This is a genomic window from Paenibacillus sp. J31TS4, assembly GCF_018403265.1.
Lineage (GTDB): Bacteria > Bacillota > Bacilli > Paenibacillales > NBRC-103111 > J31TS4.
This window is the reverse complement of the sequence record NZ_BOSI01000001.1, coordinates 1,193,200-1,209,028: the sequence shown is the minus strand read 5'-3', so window position 1 is coordinate 1,209,028 and position 15,829 is coordinate 1,193,200. Positions and strand designations below refer to the sequence as shown.

General features: G+C 58.6%; 15 protein-coding genes. 10 read left to right on the top strand and 5 right to left on the bottom strand.

Translation table 11 applies throughout. The features are described from left to right. The first annotated feature begins 554 nt into the window (after positions 1 to 554). Together KJS47_RS05530 and KJS47_RS05525 are read left to right on the top strand one after the other, a co-directional pair. Positions 555 to 2,075 carry a malate:quinone oxidoreductase gene (locus KJS47_RS05530; protein WP_213523496.1) on the top strand — a complete coding sequence of 507 codons (1,521 nt, stop codon included), beginning with the start codon at positions 555 to 557 and terminating at the stop codon, positions 2,073 to 2,075. 176 nt (positions 2,076 to 2,251) lie between these two features. Beyond that, positions 2,252 to 3,271 carry a dienelactone hydrolase family protein gene (locus tag KJS47_RS05525; RefSeq protein ID WP_213523494.1) on the top strand — a complete coding sequence of 340 codons (1,020 nt, stop codon included), beginning with the start codon at positions 2,252 to 2,254 and terminating at the stop codon, positions 3,269 to 3,271. 47 nt (positions 3,272 to 3,318) lie between these two features. Here the strand turns inward: KJS47_RS05525 and KJS47_RS05520 are convergent, their stop codons facing one another. Continuing rightward, positions 3,319 to 4,608 (bottom strand): adenylosuccinate synthase, encoded by a 1,290-nt coding sequence (locus KJS47_RS05520; RefSeq protein ID WP_213523493.1) that lies wholly within the window; start codon positions 4,606 to 4,608, stop codon positions 3,319 to 3,321. 111 nt (positions 4,609 to 4,719) lie between these two features. Between KJS47_RS05520 and KJS47_RS05515 the strand changes: the two genes are divergently transcribed. Beyond that, on the top strand, positions 4,720 to 5,598 hold the full coding sequence (locus KJS47_RS05515) for a LysR family transcriptional regulator (protein WP_213523491.1): 879 nt from the start codon (positions 4,720 to 4,722) through the stop codon (positions 5,596 to 5,598). A gap of 80 nt (positions 5,599 to 5,678) precedes the next feature. Here the strand turns inward: KJS47_RS05515 and KJS47_RS05510 are convergent, their stop codons facing one another. After that, a complete protein-coding gene (locus tag KJS47_RS05510; protein ID WP_213523489.1) occupies positions 5,679 to 6,098 on the bottom strand; it encodes a VOC family protein in 420 nt (139 codons plus the stop codon). 317 nt (positions 6,099 to 6,415) lie between these two features. Here KJS47_RS05510 and KJS47_RS05505 point away from each other — a divergent pair, with 317 nt between their 5' ends. From KJS47_RS05505 to KJS47_RS05485, 6 genes are all read left to right on the top strand, one after another. Further along, positions 6,416 to 7,912: an MDR family MFS transporter gene (locus tag KJS47_RS05505; RefSeq protein ID WP_283772054.1), complete on the top strand. Its 1,497-nt coding sequence runs from the start codon at positions 6,416 to 6,418 to the stop codon at positions 7,910 to 7,912. 188 nt (positions 7,913 to 8,100) lie between these two features. Next, positions 8,101 to 8,403 (top strand): hypothetical protein, encoded by a 303-nt coding sequence (locus tag KJS47_RS05500; RefSeq protein ID WP_213523487.1) that lies wholly within the window; start codon positions 8,101 to 8,103, stop codon positions 8,401 to 8,403. Between the two features lie 507 nt (positions 8,404 to 8,910). Next, a complete protein-coding gene (locus tag KJS47_RS05495; protein WP_249716129.1) occupies positions 8,911 to 9,699 on the top strand; it encodes a hypothetical protein in 789 nt (262 codons plus the stop codon). Positions 9,700 to 9,721: 22 nt separating this feature from the next. Then, positions 9,722 to 10,174, top strand: a complete 453-nt coding sequence (locus KJS47_RS05490) for a hypothetical protein (protein ID WP_306433008.1) — start codon at positions 9,722 to 9,724, stop codon at positions 10,172 to 10,174. Further along, positions 10,126 to 10,344 (top strand): hypothetical protein, encoded by a 219-nt coding sequence (locus KJS47_RS24315; RefSeq protein ID WP_306433007.1) that lies wholly within the window; start codon positions 10,126 to 10,128, stop codon positions 10,342 to 10,344. Before KJS47_RS05490 ends, KJS47_RS24315 begins: the two co-directional genes overlap by 49 nt. 210 nt (positions 10,345 to 10,554) lie before the next feature. Further along, complete coding sequence (locus KJS47_RS05485; protein WP_213523483.1) at positions 10,555 to 10,713, top strand: hypothetical protein; 159 nt, start codon at positions 10,555 to 10,557, stop codon at positions 10,711 to 10,713. Positions 10,714 to 10,789: 76 nt separating this feature from the next. Here KJS47_RS05485 and KJS47_RS05480 read toward each other — a convergent pair whose 3' ends face one another. Beyond that, on the bottom strand, positions 10,790 to 11,872 hold the full coding sequence (locus tag KJS47_RS05480) for an AI-2E family transporter (RefSeq protein ID WP_213523481.1): 1,083 nt from the start codon (positions 11,870 to 11,872) through the stop codon (positions 10,790 to 10,792). Positions 11,873 to 12,044: 172 nt separating this feature from the next. On the opposite strand from KJS47_RS05480, the gene pepF reads away from it, so the two are divergent. Continuing rightward, complete coding sequence (gene pepF, locus KJS47_RS05475; protein ID WP_213523479.1) at positions 12,045 to 13,844, top strand: oligoendopeptidase F; 1,800 nt, start codon at positions 12,045 to 12,047, stop codon at positions 13,842 to 13,844. Positions 13,845 to 13,899: 55 nt separating this feature from the next. Here the strand turns inward: pepF and KJS47_RS05470 are convergent, their stop codons facing one another. After that, the gene (locus KJS47_RS05470; RefSeq protein WP_213523477.1) at positions 13,900 to 14,676 is read right to left on the bottom strand and encodes a M55 family metallopeptidase; all 777 of its coding nucleotides are present in this window, start codon (positions 14,674 to 14,676) and stop codon (positions 13,900 to 13,902) included. A 369-nt stretch (positions 14,677 to 15,045) separates the two neighbouring features. Then, positions 15,046 to 15,642, bottom strand: coding sequence for a TetR/AcrR family transcriptional regulator (locus KJS47_RS05465; protein WP_213523475.1), 597 nt, complete (start codon positions 15,640 to 15,642; stop codon positions 15,046 to 15,048). Positions 15,643 to 15,829: the final 187 nt, after the last annotated feature.

The following is a 15,829-nucleotide window of genomic DNA, read 5'->3' as shown; positions in this document are numbered from 1 at the left end:
TAGTCGGGATTAAGAATAGCTGCGGATTAGGAAAAACAAGGAACTAGAGTCATACGACTGCAGGCTTCGCTTTCTATCGTTCTGGGTAATCCCTACCATAAGAAAACCACTGCGAAGGCCAACATCGCTGCATTGTTTTTTGCAAGATGTGCCGGCCTGTCCCGGTGGTCTTTTCATTGCAGTGACCGGATGGGAATATTAGTCATTCCGACTTTCGGCGTTCCTATGCGGAGCCTTCCCTCCAGAGCAATTGGGCGTTCACGCAGACCGGGGCTCCCTTCCTTGACTAAGTAGATGGGAAAGGACTTGGTTTTTTGTATGTTTCTAGTACGTGGTGGATAAGCTCCCACTTTTACCAACGGTTTAATAGCCAATAACTATTATATTATAGTAAATAAATATATTAAATGATATGCAATAGTGATACACTAGAGGTAAGGTATTATGAATCCAGAGAAGATAGGAGACCGACTCACGCCCTGGCTTGCCGTGGCGTCTATGGGCATGAGCGCCTCTATCTTTTCTTCAAATCGTAGCATATAAGGACGGTAAAAATGAGTAACAGACAATCGGGAAGAGACGTTATCTTAATTGGTGCCGGAATCATGAGCGCGACTTTGGGGACGCTGCTGAAGGAATTAGCGCCGAACTGGAACATCAAGGTGTTCGAGAAGCTGGCAAGCGCTGGAGAGGAAAGCTCCAACGAATGGAACAACGCTGGAACGGGGCATGCCGCCCTGTGCGAGCTTAACTACACAGCCGAAAGACCGGACGGGTCCATAGATATCAGCAAGGCGATCCAAGTCAACGAGCAGTTCCAGGTGTCCATGCAGTTTTGGTCTTATCTGGTCAACAGCAATCTGATCCGCAACCCGCAAGACTTCATCATGCCGCTGCCTCATATGAGCTTGGTGCAAGGGGACAAAAACGTAGCCTATTTGAAAAAACGGCATGAGGCGATGACCGCCAATCCGCTGTTTGAAGGAATGCAATTTTCCGATGACCCGAGCAAGCTGATGGAATGGATTCCGCTCATCATGAAGGACCGGACCGCTAACGAACCGATCGCGGCGACCAAAATGGATTCTGGAACGGACGTCAACTTTGGCGCTTTAACGCGCATGCTGTTCGATCATCTCCAGAAGAAAAATGTCGCGATCCACTATAAGCACAGCGTCGAGGATCTGAAGCGTACCGGTGACGGCTCGTGGGAGCTGAAGGTGCGCAACGACCGCGGTCAGGTGGAACGCCATACGGCTGCCTTCGTCTTCGTCGGAGGCGGGGGAGGCAGTCTGCCTCTGCTGCAAAAATCCGGCATTCCGGAAGGCAAGCATATCGGCGGCTTCCCGATCAGCGGCTTGTTCATGGTGTGCAACAATCCGGACGTCGTGGCGAAGCACCACGCCAAGGTGTACGGCAAAGCCAAGGTCGGAGCGCCGCCAATGTCGGTGCCGCATCTGGATACGCGATTCATCGATAACAAAAAATCGCTGCTGTTTGGACCGTTCGCCGGCTTCTCGCCGAAATTCCTGAAGACGGGCTCCATGTTCGACCTGCTCGGATCCGTAAAACCGAACAACGTGTTCACCATGCTGGCGGCTGGCGCCAAAAACCTGTCCCTGACCAAATACCTGGTCCAGCAGGTTCTGCTGTCCAAAGAGCAGCGCATGGAAGAGCTGCGGGAGTTCATCCCGAACGCCAAGAGCGAGGACTGGGATCTGCTGGTCGCCGGCCAGCGCGTCCAAGTCATCAAGGATACGGTGACCGGAGGAAAAGGAACGCTTCAATTCGGAACCGAGGTGGTCAGCGCCGCCGACGGTTCCATCGCCGCTCTGCTCGGCGCATCTCCCGGGGCATCGACGGCCGTTTCCGTCATGCTTGAGGTGATGGAGAAGTGCTTCCCGCAGCAGATCAAAGAGTGGGGGCCGAAGATCAAAGAAATGATTCCTTCTTACGGCATCTCGCTGCGCGACAACCCTGCGTTGATCCGGGATATTCATGAGTCCACCGCAGACGCGCTCGGACTCGCCGAAGCAATGCGGGCTCAGGCAGCCCGCCAAACGGTTACGTCTTAAGCGAGTCGTTCCCAAACGATCGACGACTAGACATAGAAGCATCCAGCAAGCAGACATTCGAACCATTCGAATGTCTGCTTTTTTGCATGGTCTGTGTAAGTTCCCCATAAAGGAAAACCGGCGGTACGTCTTGAATCTATAGGGAGGAAAGCAGGCCAAAGGGAGGCGAGCCCGAAATGTGGCATCCGAATGAGTATATGGAGAAGCTGTACGCCGGCATCACGCCGGCTGAGTGCTTTCAGGCGGAGACGCAGCAGGATTGGAGAAGCTGGAGAGAGCGGCTGCGGAAGCGGTTCGTGGAACTGCTTGGCGGGATTCCGAAAGGATTGCCGGAGCTGGAACCGGTTCTCCTCGAGTCGGTCGATTGCGGGGCCTACCTACGGCAGCGGATTCAGCTTCAAACGTATGCCGGTCTCTTCATGCCGGTCTATCTTCTCCTGCCCAAAGAGCGGAAGGAGCGGACGGCGGCGGTGATCGCTTGCCACGGTCACGGTTACGGAAGCAAGGATCTTGTCGGGCTGACCGCAACCGGCGAGGAAAAAACCGGGGAGGTGGGGTACCAGAAGAACTTTGCCGTGGAGCTTGTCAAAAAGGGGTTTATCGTAGCAGCCCCCGAGCTGCTAGGATTCGGGGATCGGAAGCTGACGGAGGATGCTGATGCGGCGAACTCCTGCAAACGGCTATCCACCTTCCTCCTCGCGATCGGCCAGACGATGGCGGGCTATCGGGTCGTCGAAATGCTGCGTTGTCTCGATTATCTGCTGACCCGCGATGATGTGGATGCAGACCGGATCGGGACGATGGGGATTTCCGGCGGGGGGTTAGTCAGTTCGTTCGCCGCCGCCATAGACGACCGGTTCGCCGCAGTAGTGGTGAGCGGGTATACGAATACGTTCCACGCGAGTATTCTGTCGATCGACCATTGTGTAGACAACTATGTGCCCGGCTTGTCGCTTGTCGCCGACATGCCCGATCTCATCGGGCTGATTGCGCCGAGGCCGCTCCTGATCGAAGCGGGGACCCGGGATCCGATATTTCCGGAGCCTGCAGTCCGGGAAGCGGTGGACAAGCTGAGGCGCATCTACCGGCTGCTTGCGGCCGAAGACGATCTCGAGCTGGATCTGTTCGAGGGCGGCCATGAAATCTCGGGGCAGGTGGCGTACGATTGGCTGCAGCGGGTGTTGGCGGCCGACTAATAACGGGAGCCCGCATCTTATGGGGCCCCCGCTAAGGAGAGGAAGGGTTACGACATCCCTCTTCGTATTAACTGTTCCCGTTTGGGGCCGACCGATACATAGGAGACCCGCACGTTCACTGCCGATTCTACGAATGCGATATATTGCCGGGCGGCCTCTGGAAGCTCCTCAAACGTCTGCGCGTGGGACAGGTCGCATCTCCAGCCCGGAAGGCGGTGCCAGACGGGCTTTGCCCCTTCCAGCTTCGCATTGACCGGGAATCGGTCCGTGACCGTTCCATCCTGCAGCTTATACCCTACACAGACGGGAATGGACGCCAGGTAGCCAAGAACATCGAGGTTCGTAAGCGCGACCTCCGTCCCCCCTTGCACCATGCAGCCGTAACGGGTGGCGACGGCATCGAACCAGCCGACGCGACGAGGCCGGCCTGTGGTCGCGCCGTATTCTCCGGCATCGCCGCCCCGTCTCCGGAGCTCTTCCGCTTCCGGCCCTTCTAGCTCGGAGACGAAGGGGCCGGCGCCTACGCAGCTGGAATACGATTTGACGACGGCCAACACATCCGTGACGGCGTAGGGAGGCAACCCGGCCCCGACGGGCGCGAATCCGGCTAAAGGCGAGGAAGAGGTAGAGTAGGGATAGATGCCGTGGTCGGGATCGCGCAGTGCCCCGAGCTGTCCTTCCAGCAGAATCGATTCTCCCTTTGGATAGGCTTCCTGCAGCATGGAGGTCGTCTCGCAGAGAAAGGGACGCAGTCTCTCGGCTTGCTCCCGCAACTCAGGCAGCAAGTCGTCCGGCTGCAGCGGCCGCCTTCCGTACAGATGCTCCAGCAGGACGTTTTTTGTCTCCAGTGACTGGGTCAATCGCCGGTGCAGTCTCTCCTCCTCGTACAAATCCGCCGCTTGAATGCCCAGCTTTGCGTACTTATCCGCATAAAATGGGGCGATCCCTCGTTTGGTTGAGCCAAACCCGCGAACGCCAAGCCGTTCCTCTTCCAGTTCGTCGAATAACCGGTGGATCGGCAAAACGATCTGGGCACGATCCGATACATAAAGCAGCGGCTCCGGCACACCGCTTGCCAGCAACGTTTCCCGCTCCTTCAGCAAAGCGTCCACATCTAATGCGGTACCAGGGCCTATGACATTTTTAACGTTTGGGTAGAAGACGCCGGAAGGCAGCATGTGCAGCGCGAATTTTCCATATTCGTTGATGATCGTATGTCCCGCATTGCTGCCTCCTTGATACCGCACGACATACGAAGAGTTTGCGGACAGCACGTCGGTCATCTTGCCTTTCCCTTCATCGCCCCAATTGGCTCCCACAATGGCTGTAACCGTCAATTCCATTGCCTCCTCACTTGTTCCACCTTGTCACGATGATTATAATTTGGGGTGGCAGTATTAGGGAAATGGATAAAACTTATGATGACTATAAATAGAGGTAATGGCTCAATGGATCTGAATATGGAGTGGTACCGTGTTTTTTATTGGACCGCCAAGCAGGGAAGCTTGACGAAAGCGGCTGAGGCTCTGCACATCACCCAGCCGGCGGTCACTCATACGCTTAAGCAGCTGGAGAGAAGCATGGGCGGGCCGCTTTTTTTTCGCTCCTCCAAAGGGGTGACCTTAACCAAGGAGGGAGAGGTGCTGTTTCACTGCGTAGAACAGGCGTTTCATCTGATCGCGATTGGCGAAAAGAAAGTGGCGGAGATGCAGAATCTGCTTAGCGGCAGTATAAATATTGGCGCCAGCGATACATTGTGCAAGTATTATTTGCTGCCTCATTTGGAGCAATTTCATAAGCAGCACCCGGAAATCCGTGTCCATGTCACCAATAGGACAACCCCGGAGATTCTAACGCTCCTGAAGGAGGGCAAGATAGATTTTGGCATAGTGAACCTGCCGGCGGAGGACGCTAGGATTGCGTTTCGCAAAAGCTCTCCTCTGCAGGACTGTCTTGTCGGTCATCCGAAGTACGCTGCGCTGGCTGACCGTCCCTTTCCACTGGAAGACTTGACGACCTATCCTCTGCTACTCCTTGAACCGGAAGGGAGTACACGGCGATTTCTCGACCACTACGCAATCTCTCACGGCGTGGAGTTCAAACCGGAGTTCGAGCTGGGAAGCCACGAGCTGCTCGTGCAATTTGCGCAAAGCGGACTTGGTCTGACCTTTGTAGTCCGGCAATACGTTACGGAGGAGCTGGCTTCCGGGAGACTGATCGAGCTACCCTTATTCCCTCCGCCTACGGTTCGCCATGTAGGTGTGGCGACCTTGAAGGGAGTACCGCTTTCGGCCGCATCCAGACGGTTTCTCGCATTGCTGCCGTAAGGAGATACTGTGGGACCATCAGCGAATGAAGAAAAAGAGCGGGCTCCAGCCCGCTCTTTTTCATTCGTCAAATGCACGCCTTATTCGGTAGGCGGTACGGCATTGGGGTCCATGTGGAAAACTTCCCATAGATGGCCGTCGGGATCCTGGAAGCTTCTCGTGTACATGAAGCCGTGGTCGACCGGATCGTTGGAGACGGAGCCTCCTGCGGCCAATGCTTTGTCCGCAAGCTCGTCCACCTGCTCGCGGCTGGCTGTCGACAGAGCCACGATAACCTCGGTGCCCCGGGACGCGTCGGCTATCGGCTTCTTGGTGAAGGTCTGGAAGAAGCTCTCAACGAGCAGCATCACGAAGATGTTGTCGTGGATCACCATGCAGGTGGCGTTCTCATCGGTAAAGTGAGGGTTGAAGGAAAAGCCGAGCTTGCTGAAGAATGCGACCGACCGATCCAGATCCTTGACCGGCAAATTCACAAAAATTTTGTCCGTATGTACACTCATTGGTTCGATCACCTCATGAATATATTTGTGTGCCGTCCGTCACTCGTCCTGATGGAACGTGACCGGCAGCTAGGGGAGCTCTCTCCCGAATGACTACAGTATAGCACGACAGGCTTCGGCGGATTTCTTCCCGATTGCGCTGTTTCAGGAGATGGTTCGCGTGCCGATCGAAAGTTGCCGGGGAACTCCGGACAGAATAGCAAATGGGGAGAAAGACGTCCTGCCGCTTCATGCTAGAATGAAGGCGAAACTAGAGAAGCAGTCCCCCGCTGGAACGAGCAAGCCGGGGAGACTGTTCGAGGAGAGGAGCCGAACCATTGAACCAACAAGCAAGTACGCAAGCCGGCGGAGGCACGTTCGGGAGCCGGGAAAACCTGGTTGTCGTGACCGTAATGATTCTGGGCGTGTTCGTCGCCATTCTGAATGAGACGCTGCTGAATGTGGCGCTCTCGCGCATTATGCAGGAGCTGCATGTCAAGCCGGAAATCGCACAGTGGCTGGCCACCGGCTATCTGCTGGTGATCGGGGTGCTCATCCCGGTCACCGCTTACCTCATCGCCCGCTTCACGACGCGGGGGCTGTTCCTGACCGCGATGGGGCTGTTCACGATCGGTACGTTCGCGGCGGCCGTTGCACCGGGCTTCGAGGTGCTGCTCATCGGCCGGGTGCTGCAGGCGGCGGGCACAGGCGTGCTCTTTCCACTGCTCACCAACGTCGTCTTCGCCACGGTGCCGGTCGAGAAGCGGGGCTCCGCCATGGGGATGATCGGCATCGTCATCACCTTCGCTCCGGCAATCGGGCCTACCCTGTCGGGCGTGCTCGTCGAGCATTTCAGCTGGCGGGTGCTGTTCTACAGCGTGCTGCCGATCGCAGTCCTAGTCTGGGTGATCGCCTACGTCAAGCTCCGCAACGTGTCGGAGCCGACGCGCCCGCGCATCGACCTGCTGTCGCTCGCGCTGTCCACGCTCGGCTTCGGCGGCCTCGTCTACGGCTTCAGCAGCGCCGGCGAAGGTGGCGGAGCGATGGCAGGCGCCGGCGTTCTGCTGCCGCTCGCCGTCGGCATCGTCTCGCTAGCTCTGTTCACTTGGCGCCAGCTGGCGCTCGACGAGCCGCTGCTCGACCTGAGGGCGTTCCGCTACCGCATCTTCCACATGTCGACCTGGATCACGATTATCGTCATGATGGCCATGTTCTCCGCGATGATGCTGCTGCCGATCTTCCTGCAGAACGCGCTCGGGTACGGACCGCTTCAGGCAGGGCTCATCATGCTGCCGGGCGGCGTCGTGATGGGCATCATGTCCCCCATCACCGGGCGCCTGTTCGACCGGTTCGGCGCCAAATGGCTGGCTGTGGTAGGTCTTGGCCTGACCGCCCACTCGCTGCTGCAGTTCGCCTTCTTGACGACGTCGTCGTCCTATCTCGCCATTATGCTTCTCAATACGCTGCTTATGCTCGGTATCTCGATGCTGATGATGCCCGTCATGACCAACGCGCTGAACGAGCTGCCGCCTCGGCTTTATGCTCATGGCACTGCGATCATCAGCACGCTGCAGCAGGTGGCCGGCGCGGTCGGCACGGTGCTGCTCGTCTCCGTCATGACGATCCGCTCCGACCGCTATGCCTCGCCGGCGCAGCAAGCGGCCGATACGGGCCTCGCGCGGCAGGCGATGATCGCGGGCATGCAGAGTGCGTTTCTGCTCGCGTTTGCGCTCGTCGTCGTCGCGTGGGTCGTCTCCTTCTTCTTGAAGCGGGCGCTGCCGGCGGAAGCAGAAGGAGAGCAGGAGGGAGGCCGCAGGCTGCCGACTCACAGCTAAAGCGGGACGCGCCGAGACCCCCGCGATCCGGCGGCCACCGCGCCGCCGGGCCTAGCCCTGCCCAACGTGGGGAGGCGGGTGCGGCCCGCGCCCGCCGCATTGTCTTCCTTCGGAGTTGCGCCTTTTCGGTTCCACTGCCCTCGTCTGCTATACTAGGAGGAGAGACGCGCGAACAGGAGGGAAGCGGCATGAACAAGGTCGCCGAGCAGGGCTACTACAAGGTGCTGCGGGAATCGAACGGGCTCGAGATCAAGACGGTGGTGCAGCGGCGCAAGCTCGTTCTGTACCGGGACCGGCTTGAGACCCGCTACCGCCGGTTCGCGCTGCAGGAGGTCCACGACATTTCGTACCGCCGGATCGGCGGGCAGGAGGGCATGCTGTATCTGCACACGAGCATGGGACTGTATCCGTATACGGTCGACGAGGACCCTCAGCCCTTCATCGACGCATTCAAGGGGCTGTGCGGGAAAGCGGGCAAACCGGACAAGTAGAGCCACGCAGGACGAGCGTTAATCCCGAGAAGCCGCTTGAGCAAACCGGCCATTCGCACATACCGGTAAGAGGAATAGGAAAAAAGAAGAGAAGCAAAGGGGGCCGCGGCCTGTGCCGCGCCCCGCAAAAGGCGGACAGCATGCTGTCCGCCTTTTTTTGCTGCCGAAACGAGAGCGGCAAGTCGGCAAAATAGAGTTTTCTAACGAAGAAGAACGGACCTTATGAAGCCTGGAGTGGAAGTTAAAGGAAAAAGAAATGTTGACAATATAGGGTGGGGGGCTATATAATCGAGACTATAAAAATAGGGTAGGGGGGTAATCTAAGGATGCGGTTTATCCTGTTTGTCAACCCCACTTATGCAGAGACAGACGAGGACGTACTGCAGGCAATCCAAACCTGGGAGGCAGCCAGCCATGAAGCGTTTACCGATTATCTTGTTAGTGAGCACGGCCGTTCTGGCCGCATGCGGGAATTCGACATCCAAACAGGAAGGGGAGCATAGCGCTATGGATTCTCATGGACAGCATCAGGCGAAAGAAGAAGCAAAAGGAGGAGCCGGGAACGGGCATCAAGGACACGGCGGTACCGAGCAAACGAAGCCGTCCGAAGCCGTTCAGGCCGCCTGGACGTTCGCGGAGGGCAAGCAGCCTCAGGCGAATCAGGACACCCTCATCCGGATAGCGATCCGTTTGGGAGAGAAGCCGGTCGAGAAGTTCGACATCACGCACGAGCAGAAGCAGCATTTGATCATTGTGAGCAAAGATCTGTCCCAATTCCGCCATGTGCATCCGGATGACCGGGGAGGCGGCGTTTTCGAATGGACCGAACGCTTCCTTGCGGGAGGAGAGTATAAGCTGTTCGCCGATTTTGTTCCCTCCGGCGGGAGCGCGGTGACGTTGACAAAGTGGGTCAACGTCGCGGGCGAGGCGGCGAAGCCGGTCCCGATTCAGCCTGACGCGAGTCTGACCAAGAGCGTCGGCGGCAAAGAGATTGCGCTGGCATTCGACCGGCTCGTACCCAATCAGGAGGTGACGCTTACCTTTACGATCCGGGACGACCGGACCAAGAAACCGGTGACGAACCTTCAGCCCTACCTCGGCGCGGTAGGTCATGTTGTCATCCTGTCCGAGGACGCGGAGCAGTATTTGCATGTCCATCCTATGGAGGAGCGGGCAACGGGTCCGGATGCCCGGTTCCAGACGTCCTTTCCGCATAGTGGAATTTACAAAATCTGGGGACAGTTCAAGCACGAGGACAAGGTAATCACGGTTCCGTTCGTCGTAAAGGTGCCCTAACCAGCAGGGAGGAGTGAAGAGGATGAAGAGGCAGACCTTCGCAGTTTCACCTGGCTTTACGGTTGGCGGTACGGTATTCCGTCCGGACCAGCTGGCGCTTCTCGGTTCGATTGTCGGAGAAGAAGCGTCCATTGAGCTGACCTCGTTCCAGCAGCTGTACGTGACGATGCGTGAGGACCGCGTGGCGGAGGTACAGCTGGCGCTGAAGGAAGCCGGGTTCCGGGTTCTGCCGGCGGGCCATTATACGAAAGGGCTGCTCGCGTGCCAATTCTGCAAAGGCGCCGAAGAGGCAGGGCTGGACATTGCGCGTGCTCTGGATACCGCCATTGCCGGCCATCCGGTCCCGAGTCCGATGAAAATCGGCTATGCCGGCTGTGCGCTCGGCACGAGCGAGCCGCTTCTCAAGGATATTGCGCGGTCGTCAAGATGCGGACGACATTCGATCTGTACGTCGGAGGCGAGGCGAAAGGACTGAAGGCACGTCTCGGCCAGCTGCTCTTGTCCGGTCTGCAGGAGGAGCAGCTGGTGCCTCTAGTCACCAGCATTCTTTCCTTCTACCAGACGGCAGGGAAGCCGAGAGAGAAATTCAGCAGATTCGTGGACCGGATCACGCTTGAGAAGCTGCGGGTACAAGCAATAGGCTGAAGAAGACGCGAGAAACATCAAGTCCGGCCTAGCGGGTACTCGAATCCGGGGTTCAAAAGGGGCCCCGTTCGTAACAAGCTCCTCTTCTGAAGAGCCGTGCGATTGCCTATCATGGTCGTCCCATCCCGCATTAGAGGACCGTTCTCTTCGCCGGCCGCATAGACTGGTACCGACATCGTCAGGACGGTAGACAGGGAAACGGGGTGCCGGATGAAGAGACTGCTCGCTGCTGGACTTCTGCTGTACGCCGCCGCGCTGTACGGAGATCAGCCTACGCTTCAGCGCATTCTCCTCGCCGAGGGAGGCTCGGCTGCGCTGTTTCTGGGCAGTGCCGGATGGCTGGCGCGCCTGAAGGACAAGGACCGATAGCATCCGGCCTATGGGGCCGGATTTTTTTTGTTTGCGGCGGCCGTTTCGCCAATCTGGCCGAGCGGGGAATCTTGTCTTACTCTACAAGCTCCTCGACCTTCTCGGATAAAAACAGCCGATAAATTTGAATGAGAAGGATTTTGATGACCATGTAGACGGGGATGGCGAGGATCATGCCGATAATGCCCGCCATATCCCCGGCGACGAGCAGCAGCAGAATCGTCGTCAGCGGATGGATGTCGAGCCGCTTGCCATAAATATGGGGGGCCAGCAGGTTGCCCTCGATCTGCTGGACGGCTATGACGACGACAAGTGTCCAGAGTGCGAGCGTCGGCGATTCAATGAAGCCGACGATGACACACGGGATAGCGCCGAGAATGGGGCCGATATAAGGGAGCAGGTTCACGATCGTCGAGATGACAGTCAACAGCAGCGCGTACGGCAGACCGATCAGCAGGAAGCCGACGTACATCATGACGCCGAGCAAGAGCGTAATGATGACGCGGCCGACGATGAAGCCGCTCAGCGCGTCGTCGATCGCGCTCAGCGTCTCCGCTCCATCGCGGCGGTAGCGGCGCGGCACGAGCGGCAGTACGAAGCCGCGCAGCTCATTCCCCTGCTTCAGCAGGTAATACAGCAGGATCGGAACGGTGAAGACAAGGAGGAAGAAGTCCGTCACGATCGAGACGACGCCCGCCGCATAATCCGTCGCCGCCGTCAATCCGGAACCCAGCATGTCGGACAGCCGGGAGGGCCAATCGGAATCCCCCTTGAAGAAGGACGAGAGAAGCCGGCTGTTTTGAAGTCGGTCCAGCTGCTCCTGGAATGTCTCGAGGAGACCGGGAGCATTGCGGATGAACTGCTCGGTCTGCGTTCGCAGCGCCGGCCAGACGAGGAAAGCGAAGGCGGTTGCTAACCCGGACATCGCCAGATAGAGGGAGAGGATCGCCGCCACCTTGTTGACCCTCCGGGAGACAAGGAAACGCACCAAAGGCCGGAGCAAGTAGTAGAAGAAGCCGGCGACCATAAACGGGACGAGCAGCACTCTAACCGCGGCCGCAAGCGGCAGGAAGAGAAAGCTGACCTTGGCCGTCAGCCAGACGATGAGGAGCAGCGCGATGATGCCGCCGCATATCCGGAAAAATCTGCTATCTTTCATAACACCATCTCCAACTGTCCGAATCGGTTAAGGAAGCTCCTAGGAGCTCCTTCTCTTCCTTACCCAATCGGAGATCCGGCGCACCCTGGCGTCCCGCGCGGAAAAAAATGGGCAGTTCCAAAAGCTCGCATGCTATAATGACAGGCGACGAAATGAGAAGGAGTTGGACCAAATGGCCAAACGGCTGCAAAGACACGAGGTGGCGCAAGCGCTTACGTGGGAGCTGTCCGATCTGTTCGGAAGCGAAGAGGAATGGGAAAAGGAAGTGCAGGCGATTCAGGCGGACGCCGCCGCCATGGAATCGTTCAAGGGAACGCTGGGGAACGGTGCGGCCCGGCTCGCCGACTGCCTGGAGGCTCAGGAAAGCCTCCTCGTCCGGGCGCTCCGTGCCGGTACCTACGCGCGCCTGCGCTTCTCGGAGGATTCCGGCAACCCCAGGAATCAGGCGATGTCCGCCAAAGCGGGAGATCTGTCCTCGTCGGTTGGAGCGGCATTGTCGTTCATCCGTTCGGAGCTGCTAGCGCTTCCGGAGGGCACCGTCGAGGCCTGCCTCCGCGAGGAGCCGCGTCTCGCCGACTTCGCGAGAACCCTCGGCGAGCTGCTGGAGCAAAGGCCTCATAAGCTGAGCGCGGAGACCGAAGCCGTACTGGCCTCTCTCGGGGAGGTAATGGGAGCGCCTTATACCATCTACCAGCGGAGCAAGCTGTCGGATATGCAGTTCGACTCGGTGGTCGACGACAAAGGGACGGCGTATCCGGTCTCGTTTGCCTTATTCGAGACGGACTACGAGTTTTCCGCCAATACGTCGCTGCGCCGGGCCTCCTACGAGTCGTTCACCCGGACGCTGGAGCAGTACCAGAATACGTTCGCGGCCGTCTACGGGACCGAGGTGAAGAAGCAGGTTGTGCTTTCCCGGCTGCGCGGCTACTCGTCGGTGACCGAGATGCTGCTGCAGCCGCAGCAGGTGACGACCGAGATGTACCGCAACATTCTGGACGTCATCCGCACCGAGCTGGCGCCGCATATGAGGCGGCTGATGCGGCTCAAGAAGCGCGTGCTCGGTCTGGAGGAGCTCCGGTTCTGCGATCTTAAGGCGCCGTTCGACGCGGATTTCAACCCCGAGGTGACGATCGAGGAGGCGGGAGCAACCATACTCGAGGCGCTGCGTCCGATGGGAGCGGACTATATCGAGCTGATGGAGCAGGCGCTCACCAAGCGTTGGATCGACTATGCGGACAATGTCGGCAAATCGACGGGAGCCTTCTGCTCGTCCCCGTACGGCGCGCACTCCTACATCCTGATAACGTGGGCGAACAACATGCGCAGCGCGTTCACGCTGGCGCACGAGCTTGGCCACGCGGGCCATCTTATGCTGGCCGGCCGTCATCAGCGCTACACGAATTACCGGCCGTCCATGTACTTCATCGAAGCACCGTCGACGATGAACGAGCTGCTTCTGGCCGAGCATATTCTGAAGCAGTCCGGCGATGCGCGCATGAAGCGGTGGGTCATTCTGCAGCTGCTGCAGACCTATTACCACAACTTCGTCACGCATCTGCTCGAGGGAGACATGCAGAGCCGCGTCTATGCCGCCGCGGAAGCGGGCGAAGCGCTGACGGCGCGGAAGCTGAGAGAGCTCAAGGCCGCCGTGCTTTCCGAATTCTGGGGCGATGCGGTCGTACTGGACGAAGGAGCCTCGCTCACCTGGATGCGGCAGCCGCATTATTACATGGGGCTGTATCCGTACACCTATGCGGCCGGCCTGACCGCTTCGACGGCGGTCGCGCAGCTGATGAAGGAAGAGGGGCAGCCGGTCGTGGACCGCTGGCTCGAGGTGCTCAAGGCGGGCGGGACGATGACACCGCTTGAGCTGATGAAGCACGCGGGCGTCGACATGACCGACCGCGCACCGATCTCGAGCGCCGTCGCATACGTGGGCTCGCTCATCGACGAGCTGGAGAAACTGGTATAACTAGGAGCGGGGAAACGAGCCGCCGAGGCCGCTCCCCGCGAGGCCGGGCCTGCGCTCAAAAAAACGGGAGCTCGCGGTAATCCGTCGTCTCGATGCGATAGGTTCTCTCATCGAGCAGGCGGGCGTTCGGCCTGCTGCGGATCGTCTCGGGCTTCAGCGGCTCGTAATACCGGGCCTCGAAAACGAATGGAGGCTGGAAACGAGCGAAGGGCGGGATCTCGGCGATGCGGCGCACCGCTCGTGCGGCCCCGTCCCGGATGAGGCGGCATGCCTCGTCCGGCTCCAGATGCTCGGCGGCCTCCATGCCCTTCCCCTGTTTCGTCACGGCGGTTTCGATCGGCGGGACGAACAGCTGCGCCTCTAGGGCTGCCTTGTCGTCGCCGGCGAGGAAGATTGTCGGGACGCCGTGCAGCCCGGCCCAATTGGCGAAGGCGCCGAATTCGCCGATGAACACGTCGTTCAGGCGATAGTACTGCACGTGAAGCGACGAATACGTATGGCACAGCGGAGCGTCAATCGTACCGGCCATCGCATGCTGGCCGACGAACAGCAGGGCGGCGTATTGCGGCATCGACTCGAGGCGGAACTCCTTGAAGCGGATATAGCGGCTGTCCGCCAGATCCTCGGGGAACAGGCCTCCGCTTCCGTGCCCGTCGATGACGTCGACGACAGCGAGCGGATCGGCCTGCCGAATTCCTTGGGCGCAGGCGTTCACTTCCCGTGCGAGCTGCTTCATCGCCGGGCCCTTCACCTCGTTGTCGGTCGTCCGGGTCTGCCGGAACGAATCGATGCCCGCTACTCTCTCAAGATCGGTCAAAATGAGATAATTCATCGATCTTCTCCTCCATCCAGGTTTGATGTGTGGGGGTCATCGGGCAGCACGAAGAGTCGTCTGGAAGCCATCTGGTTGTGAACTGAAGCGGTCTTCAAAGGAATCGTAATCGGCCGCCTCAGGTTAGTCAACCCGCTGCACTCCGTCGCTCAAGCCGAATGAACGAGCCCAGCGGAACGGAGCAAAGGAAGATTGCTATAATCCGTTCGAGCAGAGACACGCGAAGGAAACCGCAGCCCGGAAAATAGGCAAGCCAGTTAATGAATTTGCGCGCAACAAAAAAAAGCAGCCGGCGAAAGCCGCTGCTTTTTCGTGTCCGGGCGCCGCTCTCGAGAGCGGCCTACCGGAGCTTGACGGTGCTCCGCTCGCCTACTTCTTGCCCGGCTCGCCGTTTATTCCGTAAAGAAAGCAGCGGACCGCTTCCTTATAAAGCACGAGCATGTCCTCCAGCTTGTCCTCGCTGTAAGGCTGACTGAGCCCGTCCAGCAGCCCGGAGAAGATAACGGTCATCTGCCCGGCTTTCCCAACGGACAGTTCGCCGCTCAGTTCCGCTTCGCGGAAGATGCGCTCGAAGGGCTCCCGCGACTTGTGGACGAGTTCCAGCAAATGCATCTTGATGGCCTCGCTACGCCTCGGCTGACTGATATAAAAATCCTCGGCTACCTTCTGCAGCGGCGTTTGGGAATCGAGGGCATAATGCTCCGCGATGGCGAACAGCTTCTCCTCCACAGTCGAGCAGCAGGCTTCCTTTTCCGTCCAGCCCGCCTCCCATTCCTCGAGATACCGCTCCATCAGCTTGATGAACAGCGTTTCTTTGCTGTCGAAATGGTAGTAAATGCTGCCCTTGCTAACGCCGCTGTGGTGGACAAGGTCCTCCATCGAGGTGGCCGCGTATCCTTTTTGAACGAAGACTTCCTTCGCACGGTCCAGGATAAACTCCCGTTTTTGCTGACCTTTGGTTCCCACGGCTTGCCTCCTCCATAAAACTGACCGACCGGTTTAATTGTAGACCTCTCCAGTGGGAAAAGCAAGCGGTCGGATGTTTCGGCGCAACCCGGGAGATAAGCACGATTTTCTCTTTTTGTGAGGCTGTCCAAGCAAATCTAGCACTCTCTCATAATCTGGTAGAGGGAAGCCGAGAGGCGGCCCGAAC

What these genes read in the sequence shown, in the direction of transcription:
- KJS47_RS05530 (WP_213523496.1), top strand. Translation starts at nt 555, where the DNA reads ATGAGTAACAGACAATCGGGAAGAGACGTTATCTTAATTGGTGCCGGA.
- KJS47_RS05525 (WP_213523494.1), top strand. Translation starts at nt 2,252, where the DNA reads ATGTGGCATCCGAATGAGTATATGGAGAAGCTGTACGCCGGCATCACG.
- KJS47_RS05515 (WP_213523491.1), top strand. Translation starts at nt 4,720, where the DNA reads ATGGATCTGAATATGGAGTGGTACCGTGTTTTTTATTGGACCGCCAAG.
- KJS47_RS05510 (WP_213523489.1), bottom strand. Translation starts at nt 6,098, where the DNA reads ATGAGTGTACATACGGACAAAATTTTTGTGAATTTGCCGGTCAAGGAT.
- KJS47_RS05500 (WP_213523487.1), top strand. Translation starts at nt 8,101, where the DNA reads ATGAACAAGGTCGCCGAGCAGGGCTACTACAAGGTGCTGCGGGAATCG.
- KJS47_RS05495 (WP_249716129.1), top strand. Translation starts at nt 8,911, where the DNA reads ATGGATTCTCATGGACAGCATCAGGCGAAAGAAGAAGCAAAAGGAGGA.
- KJS47_RS05490 (WP_306433008.1), top strand. Translation starts at nt 9,722, where the DNA reads ATGAAGAGGCAGACCTTCGCAGTTTCACCTGGCTTTACGGTTGGCGGT.
- KJS47_RS24315 (WP_306433007.1), top strand. Translation starts at nt 10,126, where the DNA reads ATGCGGACGACATTCGATCTGTACGTCGGAGGCGAGGCGAAAGGACTG.
- KJS47_RS05485 (WP_213523483.1), top strand. Translation starts at nt 10,555, where the DNA reads ATGAAGAGACTGCTCGCTGCTGGACTTCTGCTGTACGCCGCCGCGCTG.
- KJS47_RS05480 (WP_213523481.1), bottom strand. Translation starts at nt 11,872, where the DNA reads ATGAAAGATAGCAGATTTTTCCGGATATGCGGCGGCATCATCGCGCTG.
- pepF (WP_213523479.1), top strand. Translation starts at nt 12,045, where the DNA reads ATGGCCAAACGGCTGCAAAGACACGAGGTGGCGCAAGCGCTTACGTGG.
- KJS47_RS05470 (WP_213523477.1), bottom strand. Translation starts at nt 14,676, where the DNA reads ATGAATTATCTCATTTTGACCGATCTTGAGAGAGTAGCGGGCATCGAT.